Genomic DNA, 17,148 nt, shown 5'->3' on the forward strand with positions numbered 1-17,148 from the left:
TTGGATCAAGTTCAAAAGTTGGGGATTAAGCAAAAAGATTAGACAATCTAAATAGGAAAAAATCAATTTTTCTTACGCCTCTAAATTGCGATCTAAATGCCTTTATTTTTGCATTGAAGGATTCTGCTGAAGCATTTGTACTACGATTGTCAAAGTAATTTAAAATTGATTGATAGTTAATTGTTATCGTATTAAGTACAATATTGAAGTTTTTAAATCCCGATTCTTCTACTTTTCTATACCAATGCGCTAATTTTAGCATAGCAACATTTTTATCGTTGTTACTGTTGTATATGGCTCTTAGTTGCTGAGACAAAATATATGCTGTTTTTAAATCAGGATAGATTTCAAAAAGAAGCTGTGCTCTTTCTACTTGGTTGTGCGTCCACTTTTCTTTTGATTTATATAGTAAATAGCGACTTCTGGCTAATAACTGTTTTACGGTATCACCATTGTTTAAGAGTTGTGGAGTGTGTGTTTTGTTTTGGGATTTAGCATTTAGTATTGCCTGATTCTCTCTATCCATTGCTTCCCAACGGTACTTGATTCTGATTTCTTGTAAAGCCTCTAATGCTAATTTCTGTACATGAAAGCGATCCGTTACTTGTATGGCTTTTGGAAAACATTTCTTAGCTATCAACTTCATGGAATTTGCCATATCAAGAGTGATTTCTACAACTTCTTGTCTTTTTTTTAAGTCGATTTTACTGACTTGTTCGATAACCTGTTCTGTTTTAGTGCCAGCAACAATAGCCACTAATGATCCTTTTTTGCCTTTGGCTTCTTTATTGGTGACAATAGTATAAAGTTCTCCGTGGGATAAGGCAACTTCGTCAATGGCGAGATGAGTACCAATATTTTCAGGGTAAATAATCCAGTTATGAGCATGTTTTCTAGGTTCCCAAGTTTTAAAAGAACTTAAGTGATTTTTATACTGCCTTTGGAGTTTTTTACCGTCAACGCCAAAGAACCCTCCAATGGTGTTACAGTTAATAGCGGTATTATCTATTAATTTCTTTTAAAAAAGCCGCAAACTCTTGCGTCATACGTGTTCCCTTGGCAACTAACTGCCAATCTCTTTTAACAATCTCGCCATTGGTTTTATTTGTCCAACGACGTCGTTTAATGTGTAAGAAAACAAATTTACCCCTTAGCGGAAAATCTTGAATTGTAATTTCATCCAAAAACCCTTTGGATACTAATTCTAAAGAATCAAACTCTTTGGGAGGTTTTGATTTTTCTTCAAAATAGAGATGTAGGTTTTCCTCAGAATTGAGAGCAGAAACTATTTCAAAGTTATCTACTAGAAAATCGGGAAGAACAAATTTTAAAAGTTCGACAGAATCCATTTGTTATTGTTTTACTCTGCAAATATCTATATTTTTATTAAATCCCTCCCCAGGTTTTGTTCCTGATCCAAAAAAGTCTAGTACCTACATGGCACTGGAATACCAAAAACAATTAGAATAGTTTATTCTATAGGAAACAAAAAAAACGCTCTTATTGCTAAGAACGTTTTTAAAGTAGTATGTAGAATTGGAAATTCTTATTGATCGATAGAACCTAAAACTCTTTTCATAAAAGTATTTAGTGCTTCTTTCTTATCTGTCCCGTTTTTAACTAATTTGTGCACTTCTAAAGCACCATACATGTTAGAGATCAGTTCGCCTATAACATCTAGTTCTTCATCCTTTAAAGTAGCTATTTCAGTCATAGATTCTAATACATCAATCGTTTCAATGATGTAGTCTTGATCATTCTCTTCGATGAATTGTGTTAGGTGCTTAATAACGGGTAATTTCATTTTCTTATTTTATTTAAGTTGTACACTTGTAAAAGGTTACTTTTTTTTCATTTTTGAATAACTGTTCAATGGTAAGAATGGTATCAAATGAATTGCAGTAATACCTTTAGACAAAAGGTTTAGACAATTTCGTTCACTAATTCAATTAGAACTTCTTGTTTATTGGTTTGCGTCTCATTTACTAATTTTCCATCTACAAAAGTTGCAAAAGTAGGTAAGTTACTTACATTAGCTAGTTTTCTTGATTCTGGAGAATTTTCAGCATCTACAAGTACAAAAGTGATAGCTTCATTTTCAGTTGCTAACTTTTTAAATTTCGGTTTCATGATACGGCAATTTCCACACCATGAAGCAGAATATTGTACTACAACCTTATTGTTTTCACTGATTAAGTTTGCTAGTGTATCTTCGGTTAAATCGATTAACATATGTTTTTATTTAGTTGCAAAAGTTTATTTATGGAGTCTAAAGGTCTAAAAGTTGCAAAGTCTCAAAGTTTTGAAATCTTTTGAACTCTGCTACTCAGGTGCTTTGCAACTTTGAGACTTTGTAACTCTAAATTTATTAGTTTAAGCTTAAGTATTCTGCAGTACTATTTCTGTCAGCGCTCATTGCTTCTTTACCAGCTTCCCAGTTTGCAGGACAAACTTCTCCTTTTTCTTGGATGTGGGTGTAAGCATCTACCATACGCAAGTACTCGTTTACGTTACGACCTAATGGCATATCGTTTACACTTTCGTGGAAAATTTTTCCAGTTTCATCGATTAAGTATGTTGCTCTAAAAGTCACGTTAGAACCTTCAATTATTACTGAATCCGTTTCTTCACTGTACTCAGTTGAGTCAATGTCTAAAATCCCTAGAATGTTAGATAAGTTTCTGTTAGTATCAGCAAGAATTGGGTAGGTAACTCCTTCAATTCCTCCATTGTTTTTTGGTGTGTTCAACCAAGCAAAGTGTACTTCATTTGTATCGCAAGAAGCACCAATTACAATTGTATTTCTTTTGTTAAATTCAGGTAAAGCAGCTTGAAAAGCGTGTAATTCAGTAGGGCAAACAAAAGTGAAATCTTTTGGATACCAAAATAAAAGTACTTTTTTGTTATTGTTTACTGCTTCTTCAAAAATATTGATTTTTAAGTTGTCTCCCATTTCAGAAATGGCGTCTACTGCAATACTTGGGAATTTCTTTCCTACTAATGACATAATTGTAATGATTTTTATTAATTTAATTTTTTGCAAAAGTAGTCTAAAACAACACCTTTGGTAAAGCATAAATCATTTAATCTACCTATTGGTTAATAGGTTTTTACTATAATCTACTAGTAGGTTTAGTAACTATATGTGAAACACTATTTTAAAGTGCAAGTCTCTTTTTTAATCGCTTTTTATTTGTAAAAATTTATGCTAACCGGCAGGGATCCGGTATAGTTTTCATCCTCTAAAAGCTTATTTGCTGCTGTGATTTGAAAAGATTCGAAATCTTGATAGGCTTGAATGATGCCATGACTGCTAACCAAGTTTTTTATAACTGATAAAGCGTAGGGATTGCCAAAGAGATGAAAAATACATTTTTTTAAAGGTAGCAGCTCCTCTAAAAAGTGAATTACTTCAGATTCAATATCAAAATTATTTAGGGGTTTTGCTTTAGGGACAAAAAGTGCGATGATAAGGGTGTCATAGGAAGCCAATTCTTTTATCAAAGCCTTTTGGTCTAATCCTTTTCCGTTTGCAATACTGTAATTAGACAAAGCAATGCTTTTATCTAAGGTCTCTATAAAAGCATTATTGCTGTCTTTATAGATGCTGATCGTCGCTAAAGTTCTTTTTTTGGATGCATCCAAAATCGTTTGATCGAGTGCTTCTCCTTTAACTTTCGTGATGCAATGTTGCGCAATTTCCAAGTTTAAATCATCTGCAGCTTTAAAATCTAAAGCGGTATCACTTTCTGGAGTGGTGTCAAACAAACCCGCTTTAGTTTTACATTTTATTATTCGGTTGTAGCTTTCTTCAATGCGTTCTGGTCGCGCATTTTTTAAGATTGCAGCAATGCCTTCGGGTACGTTTTCGGCAAAACACAAAATATCGTTGCCTGCATCAAAAGCGGTCCATTCGAGTTGTCCCTTGATGGAATATAGTTTAGAAACGCTGTGCATGTTCAAGGCGTCAGAGATAACCAAACCTTTAAATTTTAATTGCTTTCGCAAAAGATCTTCAATTACGACCTTGGAGAGTGTAGCAGAGGTATTGGCTCCAGCATGCATTTTAGGCACAGCGAGATGGCCTATCATAATGGAATCTACGTTGTTTTCGATTGCTTTGATAAAGGGATACAGTTCGTTCTCTAGCAATTGTGCTGCGTTTTCTTCTAAAATGGGTAATCCCAAATGCGAGTCAACATTGGTGTTTCCATGACCAGGAAAATGCTTCAAGCAGCCAATTACGCCTGCATCCGTCAATCCCCGTAAATATTCGAGAGCGCAATCAGTTACATTTTGTTTGTTTTCTCCAAACGAACGATACCCAATGACGGGATTATTCGGATTATTATTAATGTCGGCAAGGGGAGCTAAATTGTAGTTTATCCCTGCTGCTCTTAAATCAGTTCCTATTTGTTTTCCTACCTGATAAACTAGGTTTTTCTTGTTTTGTGGTAGTGCACCAAGTGTAATGGCGTAGGGATACTGTGGTGTATTTTCTACGCGCATGGCTAAACCCCATTCGGCATCGATACTCATTAATAAAGGTGTGGAAGCACACTTTTGATATCGCTCAACAAGTTCCTTTAAACGGGAGAAGCTATCAGAATTAAAAGTGATTTTCTTTTGACCTTCATAATTGGTTGCGGCACTAGCGCGACTATGAAAAAAGGTTAAACCACCAATATTATACGTTTTGATTAGGGATTCCATTGCTTGAATGTTTTCTTCTGAATCATTGATGAAAACTGCAGGAAAAAAGAATTGCCCAATTTTTTGTTCTAATGTCATACTTATGCAAACAAGTTGAAATAAATTTATTTTTTGATGGCTGCTGATTTTTTACCAAAATCCTTTGGGAAAATCAAAAATCGAGAGAGTAGTAATCCTGGAATGGTCGCCAAAAATACCCAGATAAAAAAGTTACCGTAACCAAGGTATTCCTGAATATAACCGCTTATCATTCCGGGTAGCATCATTCCTAATGCCATAAATCCAGTGGCTAAAGCGTAATGGGATGTTTTTGACTCGCCTTCGGCAATATAAATGAGGTACATCATAAAGGCAGCAAATCCAAAACCATAACCAAACTGCTCTGCAATGACCGTTGCATAGATGTAATAAACAGAAGATGGATGAAAGTGAGATAGCAAAACAAATCCGATAATAGGTAAGTGCATGGCTAAAAACATAGGTAACATCCACTTGCCTAAACCATCGCGAGAGATAGCGATTCCACCAAAAATCCCACCTACTGTTAAAGCGATAACTCCAAATGTTCCATAAATAATCCCCACGTCTTGGGTAGTTAGACCCATCCCGCCCACTGCTATGTCATCAATTAAAAAAGGAGTTAGCATTTTTAATAATTGCGATTCTCCAAGCCTAAAAAGAAGGATAAACGCCAAGGCTAGACCAATTTGCTTTTTTTGGAAAAAACTAGCAAAAACTGCAGTAAAACTCTTTTTTGATCCTTCGGTATCTAGCTCTTTTACATTAGTTGTTTCGCTGCGAGGCGCTGTGAAGTAATTATAAATAGTAATAGCCGCCATAAATAAACCTACAATTATCATGGTGTATGACCAAGCCTTTTGTTTGTCGCCATATTGCTGTTCAAGGTAGCCACCAATGATGACAATTAAACCGTTTCCTGTAAGCATCGATAGGCGGTAAAACGTACTACGGATTCCCAAGAAAAAGGATTGTTGTTCTTTCTCTAAAGCTATTAAATAAAAGCCATCGCTTGCTACATCATTTGAGGCTGACGCAAATGCTGCAACCCAAAAAATAGCCAAACTAACAACGAAAAAATGATTCAGTGGGATGGTTAGTCCTACAATTAAAAAGGAAATTGCGATTAGAAATTGCATCGCTAAAAACCATTTTCGTTTTGTAGAATACAAGTCAATAAATGGACTCCAAAGTGGTTTTATCACCCAAGGAAGGTACAGTAAACTTGTGTAAATACCGATATCTTCATTATTGATACCCAGATTTTTATACATGATTACCGAAACTGAAATTATAATAGCATAAGGTAAGCCAGAAGCAAAGCTTAAAATAGGTATCCAGTACCAGGGTCTATTGTCTGTTTTCATTTTTTATGGCGCTTTGGTTGGTTTTGATTTCGGGTTGATTACTTACAAATGTAGGCTGACTTTCATTACCATAATAATCGATAAAAGTAAGGGCACAACTGTTGTTTTTCTCTAAATATAGTTTGGGTAGCGCAATACTTATAGTGTCTCTTTTTTCTTTGAAAGCGATTTTGTTAAGTATAAAACTAGGATTGTTAATGTCTACTTTACTGTTGTTTTTTACACCATAAACCATGACATAACGCACCTTGTCTTTGGTTGGGAAAGTTAGGGTTACCAAGGCCGTATCAACAGCGGTTTTGATGTCACATACCGTTGGGATTTCGGCCATTAATTTTCTAGAATTAGGAACTACATAAGGCAATGCAGGATATTTATATTGCTGTTGCAAAAGTAAATCTGTTACAGCTTTGTTTTTGTTGACAAACCATTTAGCACTAAAAAACGCATTTCCATTGATATTTGCATAACTTCTAGTCAAATCAATTTGATTAGGAATCTCTTTGGGATTAAACCATTTTTTATCAGAATCAGCATTGATTTTGTACGTTCCATTTCCGATATATACGGCTGTGTTCTTAGAATTTTCAGACCACCACTTGATTAATTTGGCATAAGAAGCAGTACGGTGGTCAATACTCCAATACAATTGTGGCAAAATGTAATCGATATAATTATCTTCCATCCAAGCCATTGGATCAGCGAACAAATCATCATAGTTCGTTTGTCCCGCCTGCGTGTCAGAACCTCGCGGATCTACTGATTTGTTTCTCCAAACCCCAAACGGACTGATTCCGAATTGAACCCAAGGCTTTATTTTTTTGATTGAATTGTAGGTGTTTCTAACATAGGTATTCACATTGTCTCTACGCCAATCCTCTAATTTTAATCCTTTACCATATTTTTTATAGGATTCGGTATCGTTAAAATTCTCTCCTGTAATGCGGTACGGATAAAAATAATCGTCAAAGTGAATCGCATCAATATCATATTTAGTCACCACTTCATCCACGATGTTCATTAAATGACTTTGCACTTCGGGTAAGGCCGGATTGTAATAGTATTTACCTCCGTATTTGATCATCCAGTCCGGATGTAAGTTCACATCATGACTTGGGCTCAGTGGTGCTGTATTCATATCCATGGTTGCTCTGTAGGGATTTAACCAAGCATGAAATTCAAAACCGCGATCGTGTGCCTCCGTAATCATCCAATCCAACGGATCGTAAAAAGGAAACGGAGCTAGTCCTTGTTTTCCAGTCAAGTACTTAGACCAAGGTGCTAAATTAGTAGGGTACATGGCATCGCCGGCACTTCGAATTTGAACAATAACTGCGTTGTAATTTAATTTTTTGTAGGTATCTAAAATAGCTATAAAATCTTTTTGTTGTTTTTCGACAGCATCGGTATTGGTGGTTGGCCAATCAATATTAGCAACAGTCGCAATCCAAACGGCTCTAAATTCATTCTTTGGGTGTGCACTAAATTGTTCTTGCGCATTTCCTTTGGTAAAAAGGAGAAGTAAGCTAGAAAGAACTAAGAGAAGGGATTTTGTTCGATTCATGTTTTGGAATTTTATAGGTATCAAAAATAGTTTTTTTGACCAAGTTTATTGGCAATAACTAAAATAATGTTTTTGTGAAATTACCATTGCAATTTTGTTGCCAAAATTTTTTTTGAATAAAAAACGTATTACTCTCTATTTTAATTATTAACTGTTCAATGTTATACTTTTATAAATATTTTTTTTACAGTAAAAAACCATAGTAAAGTTGACCAAAAGATAACAAAAATTAAAGCGTAGGTTAACGAGGCGTTTTTTTCATAAGTAAAATACGGAATCAGTCCCTGCTGATAGCAGTATTGTAAAACACCTATATTTTGGCTTTGAATACTAGGATTAACTACTGTGATCATGCCAAGTGCCCGCGGAATAATACCCGAGAGAAAAAAAACAATCATTGGATTTACCCCCCAAATTAAAAAAAAGTAAAATGATTTTTTTAAACCTTTTACCTCAATTAAATAATGAATAATAGTTAAAATAAGCAAAGCTATTCCGCTAGTATATAAAACGTAAGAGCTTGTCCAGAGCGCTTTATTTAGTGGGAAATAAAAGGACCATAATAATCCAGTACCAATTAGCAGTCCTGCCCAAAGTAGCATATTGTAAATCTTTTTTTCTTTAGCTAATAAAAGTGCACTTGTAATTATTCCAATTAATGCAGTTGCTATCGCGGGTAGGGTAGTTAAAATGCCTTCTGGGTCCCAAGTTTTGGTTACGGGGTACATGTGTCCTTGCAAAAGCATGTTATCTAGCCAAGAAGCTATATTTGTTCCTTCGTTGTAATTAGCAGTATCAACAAAAGGTACAGGTACAAAAGTCATCAGTGCCCAATAACCAACCAATATAGTTAAGACGATCGTAATTTGCTGTTTAAAAGATGTAGTTAAATAGATTAATGAAGCAAAAAAGTAAACAATTCCTATACGCTGTAGTACTCCAGGTAAACGGACATCATTAAAGTTCAATGAATTACTATGGGCTAAAAATAAAAATATAGTAAGTAACAGCATCGCTAATGTTAACTTGAGTTGTGGTCTAAAGTTACCTAATAAGGCATATCCTACTATTATTGTAATTAGTAGTCGAATGAATAGCAAGATTATTTCATTATCTGATAGAATTGAAATTTTATTGAAAAAATTCAAGAATAATCCCAGACATATAATTCGTATTGAGCGTGTCATTATTTTTATAAAAGTTGCTGCATTCCATATTTTATCTGGTAAAGCTAAGGGAATGGCTATTCCTAAAACAAAGATAAAAGTAGGGAAGACCAAATCAGTAGGAGTACAGCCATGCCACTTTGCATGTAACAAGGGAGCGTAAACTGCATTCCAGTTTCCAGGGTTATTAACAACAATCATTAAGAGCACCGTCATTCCTCTTAAAACATCGACTGCAATTACTCTTTCATTTTTCATTGATGGTGTTTTGATATTTGCAAAAAAAAAAAAAAATTATCTTGGAAAGGATATCTTACCCATTGAAACAGATGGTATTCCATTTATACCCTCAAACTCTTGCGCTCCTCCGCACAAAGTTTCATTCGCTAATACTGCAAACAATACAGCTTCTTTTGCGTCTCCTGCTATTCCTAGCTCATCTGTTGTTTTAAATAAACAAGGGAGTAAAGCTTGTAAGTATTTTATAAGTAAAGGGTTATGTGTCCCTCCGCCTGAAAGATAGATAGTGAAGTGTGATAGTTTTAAATTTAATATTTTTACTTTGAACTGAATCGCCTCTGCAATTGTTTCAGCACTAAAACGTGTGAGAGTAGCTAATAGATCTTCGATAGCTATTTTTTGGGTATTAGTCTTTAGTAGTGCTTTATTGACATATTCTACATTAAATAATTCAGGACCAGTCGTTTTTGGGAATGAATTTTTAAAAAATGAATCTGATTTTAGCTGACTTAGAAGTGGTTGGTTGATCGTCCCATTTTTTGCAATTTCAGCATCTTTATCGTACCCTATATTAGGAAAATATAGTCTTGTAAAAGCGTCAATAAGAGTGTTTCCTGTCCCAGTGTCTGTTACAAAAACATCTGCTGTATTCATGGTAGCGGGTAAATATGTAAAGTTTGCAATACCTCCTAAATTCAGCATTATTCTCTCTTCTCCTTTCTTTCCAAAAAGAAAATAATCACCATAAACTGCTAAAGGAGCGCCCTCTCCTCCGGCAGCCAAATGTTTTTGTCTAAAATCGGATATTGTTATAATTCCTGTTTTTACTGCAAGATGATCTCCATCTCCAATTTGTAAAGTAGCGTTTGGGAATTTATTGAGTCCATGAAGTGTTTTAGGTATATGCATAACAGTTTGACCATGAGATGCTACGATATCTACTTCTTCACAATTTACTTTCCATTTTTGAAGGGCGTAATTTATTTTTTCGGCATGTATTAATCCAATCCATTCATTCAGCAATGCTAAATGTTGAAAGTCAATGTTTTTTTTTGCAAAAACAGCTCGTATTTCAAGTTTAATGTCTTCGGAGTAATCAATTGTTTCAAAATGAGTCACCACAAGTTGAGTCTTGCTTCCCGAGCCTGAGATTTCACACAAGGCAATATCGAGACCATCTAACGAGGTTCCAGACATTAAACCTATAATTTTGCGAACAGGTTTATTGGCAATAGCGTATAGGGATTCTATGTTTGTATTCATAAGTTCATTTTAAACGTTGCAAGAACTACAGTGGCAATATATGTGAAGCTAAAACTGGTAATTTTCAGTTGTGCTTTTACTTATGGCATATAGACCAAGAAAGGTGATCAAGGTGTTTAGAATTATTAATTCATTATCAAATACATACCCAAACAATAAAGTTTGTGAGTTTTCATTGATGATATAAGTGAATAATGGTGCTAGTAAACATACAAATGGGACTAATTTATCATTCACTTTTTTTGATTTTAAAAATAGACCAAAAGTGTACAATCCTAATAAAGGACCATAAGTATAGGAAGCTACTTTAAAAATCATACCTACAACGGAGCTGTCATTCAAAGAATTAAATACAATAATAACCAAGAAAATAAGAGCTGAAAAACCCAAGTGTATAAAATGTCTTGTTCTTACCATGTTTTTTTTATTACTATTTTCTATTTTATCCATTCCAAGAAAATCAACGCAAAACGAAGTAGTTAATGCCGTTAATGCAGAATCAGTCGTAGCAAATGTTGCTGCGATTAGTCCTAGTAAAAAAATGACGGCAGGTATTATGGTAAGATTATTTAAAGCTATCTCAGGGAAAAGCAAGTCAGTTCTTGGTTTGTTTGTTACAAAATCTAGCGGAATCGCGATATTGTTTTTAGAAGCATAAATGTAAAGCAATGCACCTACGCTGAGAAAAAATATGTTGATAATTACAAAAATACCTGTAAAGGTGAACATGTTTTTTTGCGCCTCACCAATATTTTTGCAGCTAAGGTTTTTTTGCATTAAGTCTTGATCAAGTCCCACCATAGCTAAGGTTACAAATATTCCTCCAAGGACTTGCTTAGCAAAGTGGTATTTACTGGTAAGAAAGTCCTCAAAGAAGAATATCTTCGAATAATTGCTATCTTTTATTTCATTGAAAGCTTGAATTCCATTTAAATTAAGGCTATCACAAATGAAAAAAATAGTTAGGAAAACGGATGTTACTAGGAAAAATGTTTGTAAAGTATCTGTAATTATTATTGTTTTCAATCCGCCTCTGTAGGTATAGGAAAAAATCAAGAGTAAAGAGATAAGAACAGTAACAGCAAATGGAATATTATAATAATCGAAAACGTAGCGTTGCAGTACGATTACCACGAGATATAACCTGAAAGCAGAAGAAATAGTTCGACTAACTAAAAAAATTGATGTAGCTGTTTTGTAACTGTAAACCCCCATTCTTTTTTCAATATACCCGTATATCGAAGTCAAATTCATTCGATAATAAAGTGGTAGAAGGAGCTTTGCGACAATTATAAAACCAATTGCATTACCTACAATAAATTGAAAGTACTTAAATTGTTCTCCATTTGGTGAACCAACTTCTCCCGGAACGGATATGAAAGTAACGCCAGAAAGCGCTGTGCCGATCATTCCAAAAGCGACCAAGTACCATTTAGAATCTTTATTAGCTTTGAAAAAAGCGTCATTTCCTCCGTCATTTTTACTGACAGCATGAGAAATAAAGAATAAAATTGCGAAATAGGAAATGAAAAGAATTAGAATTATCGATGGAGTCATTTATATTTTTTTTACAATTTTGAAAATTATTTATAGGCAAGTATTGCTGCTCTCACACTTTTGTGTTCTAATAATAATTTTTCGGCAATAGATTTATCAATATTTAATTCGTCCATCACCATTTTAATTCCTCTTTCTACAAGTTTTTTATTAGACAGTTGCATGTCTACCATTTTATTTCCGTGTACTTTTCCTAGTTGAATCATAACGGCTGTAGAGATCATATTTAAAACTAATTTTTGTGAGGTTCCTGCTTTCATTCGTGTACTACCAGTTAAAAACTCGGGGCCTACAACAATTTCAATAGGAAAGTCAGCTTCTTTTGAGATTAAACTGTCGTTGTTACACGATATACTTCCTGTTGCAATATTATTTTCTCGTGCTTTTTTCAAGCCACCAATTACATATGGAGTGTTTCCAGATGCTGCAATTCCAATTATAAAATCAGCACTAGTTATGCTGTGTTTTTGTAAATCTATCCAAGCCTGATTAAAATCATCTTCGGCATTTTCTACTGCTTTACGAATAGCTGAATCTCCACCAGCGATAATTCCGATAACTAATTCATGAGAGACACCAAATGTGGGAGGACATTCAGAGGCGTCTAAAACACCTATCCTTCCTGAAGTACCAGCACCAATGTAAAATAATCGACCACCTAATTTCATTTTTGAAACAATAGCCTTCGTTATTTTTTCAATTTGAGGAATTTGCTCATCAATTATTTCGGCAACTTTTTTATCCTCTGCATTAATACCAATTAAAATTTCTTTAACGCTCATTTTTTCTAAATTAGAGTAATGAGAGTTTTGTTCAGTATCGGGTCTTTTTTCTTCCATCTTTGATTTTAATAAAAACGAGGTAAATAATTGGGATAGATACCTCGTTTGTTTTTATTTTTAATTAGCAGGGTCTGCAGGTGTATTTGTATTGTTAAACCTTTCAGAATCAGGGTATGGGTAATACGTTCTGTTTCTTTCACTTGCTGGACGACTAAATCGTCTACTGTCTTCTAACTTTAAACCAGACATAAATAACTCAATGCATCTATTTCTGTATATTTCTGTCAATAAGCTTGCTTGATTCATTGTACCTGTATACGCTGGTAAGTTTGCCCCAATTCCAAAAGCATCATTTGATGCTGTTTTTGTCAAAACTTTATCTAATTCTGTTTTTGAATCAGTTAACATGTTTGGTGTTTTTCGTGCATAAACTTCGGCTTTGATCAAAGTTATCTCACCTGGTAGATATACTGGAATTGCAATAGTGTTTGAATTAAAAAAACCAGCAGCTGTTGTAGGATTTGAGCCTGTAGTGATATAAAAGTTAATACGTCCATCATTAGTGACAGGAGCTAAACTACTTGGCAAACCAAAGGTGCGATCTAAAGGTTGGTATACGTTGTTCGTTAATATCGAATTAAAAGCAATTGGGTTATTGCTTACAGCATCATAAGTAAAGGTTGATTTTGATGACAAGTCGACTAAATTGGCGAACGTTAAAGCATTATCTAATTCACCTGCCATCATATAAAAGCGAGCTAAAAGAGCGTTTACGGTATTCTTGTATTTTATACTCGAAATTAATCCTGTAAAACCATTGGCATTAGTAAGGTAAGGCTCTGTTGCTTTTAATGTTGCAATTGTTTCTGCTAATACTTCGGCTCTAGAATTAAATGGTGAGTTTGACATTGTTTGTATTGGTACTCTTTCATAAAACTGAATCAATGTACCCAGCGCCAAAGCTTTGAAAATTGATGCATGCACGTAGATACTTGCTTTTTCACTTTCAACAGTCATCACATTTATATTATCTATTATTTTTTGTGATTCAGAATTTATCACTAAACATTGAGACCAGAGATTGTTTGTAAGTGCATTTTTTGAGGTTAAGGACACACCACCAATAGATAGTTCGCCTTCATCTGCATTACCGGCGTTAATTAGTCTTAGTTCATTTGTAGTAAATCCATTTGCGGTAATTATAGTGTATACTGGACTTAGCCTTGTAGTCGACCATAATTGCTGCAAACCGTTTGCTGCTCCTATAAGTCCGCCTCGAGTACTTAAAACAGCTTCTTGAGAGGGTAGAGTAGGGTCTAGGAATTCATCATTACACGACGTGAATAATAAACCCATAGCTAACATTGAAATAAATATTTTTTTCATTTTGTTTGTTTTAAAATTAGAATTGAAATTTTAATGCAAGAGAGAATGATCTTGGAATTGGCACAGTTCCAAAATTATATTTGGCTACTGATGACTGACCTCCTGAATTGGTCTCTGGATCAAAACTTGTGAATTTATCCCATGAATACAAGTTTCGTCCACTTGCACTGATCGTTAAATCATCAAAAAAGGAATTCAATTTTCCAAAAGAATAGTTAAACGAAACTTCTCTTAATTTAATGTAACTTCCATCAACAACTCTAAACTCTTCGATTCCGTAAATTGACCAAATATAACCTCTAGGTAATTCGCCATTAAGTTCTTGTTCAACTAATGTTCCACTACCCACTCCTTGACGAGTTCTGTAATCTGCATCAAATACATCTACACCTTGAACACCATCAAATAAAACAGACATTCCAAACTTTTTGTAATTCAAATTCAAACCAAATGAGATAATATAATCTGGATTAGGATTTCCTATTTGTTTATTTAGAATCGTACCAGTTGGTTGACCTGATGCATCTCTAGTTGCAACTCCGGTTGTTGCGTTACCTTTTTCTACCTGAGGATACCCTTCAGGTGTTAATAAAAAACTACCATCATTATTGCGAGCATAGTATGTTCCATAATAGATTCCTATCGGCTGTCCTCTTTCAACAAAAACAGGCGCTCCAGATGGATTACTATCTAATTTAAATCTTTGCTGCGGCAAGCCAGTAACCTTGTTTCTGTTTTGGCTATAGTTCACATAGACATCAAGATTCAAATCTTGTTTTTTAATAACATCATAACGTAAACCAATTTCCAAACCTTTATTATTCATTTCTCCAATATTTTGGATAGTATTAGTTGAACCTGTAGAGCTAGCTAACTGCACTGGTAACAATAAGTCCTTGATGTCAGCATTGTAATAGCTAAATGATAGGTTTATGCGATCATTTAAAAATCCTAAGTCAGCACCTATTTCATAGGTAGAACTTTTTTCGGGACGTAAATCTAGGTTACCTTTTTTAAAGCCTTCAAGAGTAAATGAGGTGTTTCCAATTAGATTACCCGTGGCATAATTAGTGAATCTAGCATAAGGAGTAATCGCAGTTAAACTTCCAGACTCTCCCCATGATGCACGTAATCGAGCAGAGCTTACTGGTGAATCTTGCATGAATTTCTCATCAGATAGTACGTAACTAGCACTCACTTTAGGATAAAATTGAGAGCGATTTTCTTTAGAAAAAACCGTAGAAGCGTCTTGTCTTCCCGCTACAGTTAAGAAAAGTTTGTCTTTAAAACCAAACGTTTCTTGAACGTAATAACCCCATAAATTGTATTTTGATTCTCCAGCATTTGGAGATCCAGGTAATAAGGTGTTAAATGCATTGATGGTTTCAACAAATGGCTTTAAATCTCTACCTTCAATAGCAAACAGCTGATCTCTGTAAGTTTGGACGTTGTATCCAGCGAATGAAGTAAGTTTTAAATCTTTATTGATGTTCCATAAATACCTAAGGTTAAGGTCATTGTTAAATTGAACTACTCTATTTGTCGCTTCAGAAACGTATCCATCATTAAAATAAGTTCCGTTAACAGGCGAGTAAGGATATCTTGGAATAAATACTTTTCCTTTTTGATTGTAATTGTCTAAACCAAAGATGAAATCAGCATTAAAATTTTTAAATGGTTTAAAGTTTAATTGAACGTCTGAAACCATACGGTCAGTTTTTTGTGTAATCTTAAAAGTTTCAATTACGGATAACGGATTGACTCTATTTGGATCGACTGCTAATAAATCGCCATTTGAATTACGCTGATTAATATCATAGATGTTATTAGTTATTGTTATGGAGTTAATAGGGCTCCAAAAAACATTTCCATCAGGCTTTTCATTTGAATTAGAGGTTATGTAATTTAATCCAATAGATGCAGATAATTTATCACTAAATTCGTGTTGCAATCTTATTTTTGCTCCTAAACGAGAAAAATCGGTATTTTTTACAATTCCTTCATTTTTCAAATAACCAATAGAAGAAAAGTACTTTGTTTTCTCATCTCCTCCTCGTAGAGAGAAGTAAGTATCCGTTCCGATTCCAGTTGTAAAAATATCATCTTGGTAATCGTATCTTTTAATTCCTGAAATGGTTTGTGTTTCAAGGTTTCTACCTGCTACTAGCACGGTTGTTGGACTAGCTGCTTGACCTTGAATAGGAAATAAAGCAGTAGAGGAGTTTACGAATTGTTTGTCAGACATATTTACATCTAATTTTTTTCGTAAACTACTAGAGGTGAGACTTGTAGAGAATGTATATTTAGTGTCTCCAGCTTTACCTTTTTTAGTAGATATTAAAATTACACCGTTCGCAGCGCGGGAACCATAAATTGCAGCCGCAGCACCACCGTTCAATATTTCGATACTTTCAATATCATTAGGGTTAATATCTGAAGATCTATTTTGACCTATTTGAAGGTTTGAATTTCCTTTACTTACATTTAGATTTGTTAAGTTGGTCGTCGCGTTATTCAAAACAACTCCGTCTATAACATATAAAGGATCTGATGAACCTAATATTGATGAAGTACCTCTAAGTTTAATAGAAAAACCACCAGCGGGATCTCCAGAGTTTTGAGACACTTGAGCTCCTGCAATTTTACCTTGCAAAGCGGATGATATGTCTACAGGTTTGGCTTTATTAAGCCCCTCTGCTTTTAAGCTTGTAACTGCATTTCCAAGCTCTTTCCTAGTTACTCTGACAGTAGAACCAAGAACAACTACTTCATTCAAAGTATTTAGTTCCTCAGATAGAACAATATTATAATTGTTGTTTTTATCAGCTAATTTTAGCTGCTTAGTTTCAAATCCAATGTAACTAAAGATTAGTATATCTCCACTTGTACCGCTAATGGTATAGTTACCATCTAAATCAGTTATTGAACTCTTGGTGGAGCCTTTAATTAGGACTGTAACGCCCGGAATTGGTATTCCATCGGCTTTGTTTTTTACAGTTCCAGAAATTGTTTTTGTTTGTGCAAAAGAGGATTGAACTAAAAAAAACAACAATGAAATCAGGAATAATTTTTTCATAATTATTTGGTTTATG

Annotated in this window: 14 protein-coding genes; all 14 read right to left on the reverse strand. The window is 34.3% G+C overall.

Features of this window, described 5'->3' with window-relative positions:
* Positions 1-25: 25 nt before the first annotated feature.
* Positions 26-1,009: an ISAon1 family transposase gene (locus tag ACZ2G0_RS09185; protein WP_470309839.1), complete on the reverse strand. Its 984-nt coding sequence runs from the start codon at positions 1,007-1,009 to the stop codon at positions 26-28.
* Positions 1,002-1,349, reverse strand: a complete 348-nt coding sequence (locus ACZ2G0_RS09190; RefSeq protein ID WP_470307361.1) for an ISAon1 family transposase N-terminal region protein — start codon at positions 1,347-1,349, stop codon at positions 1,002-1,004. Before ACZ2G0_RS09190 ends, ACZ2G0_RS09185 begins: the two co-directional genes overlap by 8 nt.
* Before the next feature lie 197 nt (positions 1,350-1,546).
* Positions 1,547-1,804: a DUF6952 family protein gene (locus tag ACZ2G0_RS09195; protein WP_470307368.1), complete on the reverse strand. Its 258-nt coding sequence runs from the start codon at positions 1,802-1,804 to the stop codon at positions 1,547-1,549.
* 119 nt (positions 1,805-1,923) lie between these two features.
* A complete protein-coding gene (locus ACZ2G0_RS09200) occupies positions 1,924-2,232 on the reverse strand; it encodes a thioredoxin family protein (protein WP_470307369.1) in 309 nt (102 codons plus the stop codon).
* A gap of 136 nt (positions 2,233-2,368) precedes the next feature.
* On the reverse strand, positions 2,369-3,007 hold the full coding sequence (locus ACZ2G0_RS09205; RefSeq protein ID WP_470307370.1) for a peroxiredoxin: 639 nt from the start codon (positions 3,005-3,007) through the stop codon (positions 2,369-2,371).
* A 182-nt stretch (positions 3,008-3,189) separates the two neighbouring features.
* Complete coding sequence (locus ACZ2G0_RS09210; protein ID WP_470307371.1) at positions 3,190-4,791, reverse strand: glycoside hydrolase family 3 protein; 1,602 nt, start codon at positions 4,789-4,791, stop codon at positions 3,190-3,192.
* Between the two features lie 26 nt (positions 4,792-4,817).
* Positions 4,818-6,098, reverse strand: coding sequence for an MFS transporter (locus tag ACZ2G0_RS09215; RefSeq protein ID WP_470307372.1), 1,281 nt, complete (start codon positions 6,096-6,098; stop codon positions 4,818-4,820).
* Positions 6,082-7,662 carry a glycoside hydrolase family 10-like protein gene (locus ACZ2G0_RS09220; protein ID WP_470307373.1) on the reverse strand — a complete coding sequence of 527 codons (1,581 nt, stop codon included), beginning with the start codon at positions 7,660-7,662 and terminating at the stop codon, positions 6,082-6,084. The genes ACZ2G0_RS09215 and ACZ2G0_RS09220 overlap by 17 nt, the downstream gene beginning before the upstream one ends.
* A 161-nt stretch (positions 7,663-7,823) precedes the next feature.
* Entirely contained in the window at positions 7,824-9,086 is a 1,263-nt protein-coding gene (locus tag ACZ2G0_RS09225) for an acyltransferase family protein (protein ID WP_470307374.1), read from the reverse strand.
* A gap of 36 nt (positions 9,087-9,122) precedes the next feature.
* The gene (locus ACZ2G0_RS09230; protein WP_470307375.1) at positions 9,123-10,331 is read right to left on the reverse strand and encodes an anhydro-N-acetylmuramic acid kinase; all 1,209 of its coding nucleotides are present in this window, start codon (positions 10,329-10,331) and stop codon (positions 9,123-9,125) included.
* Between the two features lie 48 nt (positions 10,332-10,379).
* A complete protein-coding gene (locus ACZ2G0_RS09235) occupies positions 10,380-11,888 on the reverse strand; it encodes a sodium:solute symporter (RefSeq protein ID WP_470307376.1) in 1,509 nt (502 codons plus the stop codon).
* 26 nt (positions 11,889-11,914) lie between these two features.
* Positions 11,915-12,727, reverse strand: a complete 813-nt coding sequence (murQ, locus tag ACZ2G0_RS09240) for an N-acetylmuramic acid 6-phosphate etherase (RefSeq protein WP_470307377.1) — start codon at positions 12,725-12,727, stop codon at positions 11,915-11,917.
* Between the two features lie 60 nt (positions 12,728-12,787).
* On the reverse strand, positions 12,788-14,056 hold the full coding sequence (locus tag ACZ2G0_RS09245; protein WP_470307378.1) for a RagB/SusD family nutrient uptake outer membrane protein: 1,269 nt from the start codon (positions 14,054-14,056) through the stop codon (positions 12,788-12,790).
* 16 nt (positions 14,057-14,072) lie between these two features.
* Entirely contained in the window at positions 14,073-17,132 is a 3,060-nt protein-coding gene (locus ACZ2G0_RS09250; protein WP_470307379.1) for a SusC/RagA family TonB-linked outer membrane protein, read from the reverse strand.
* Positions 17,133-17,148 lie beyond the last annotated feature (16 nt).

It is taken from the genome of Flavobacterium sp. KKT103, from assembly GCF_055640565.1.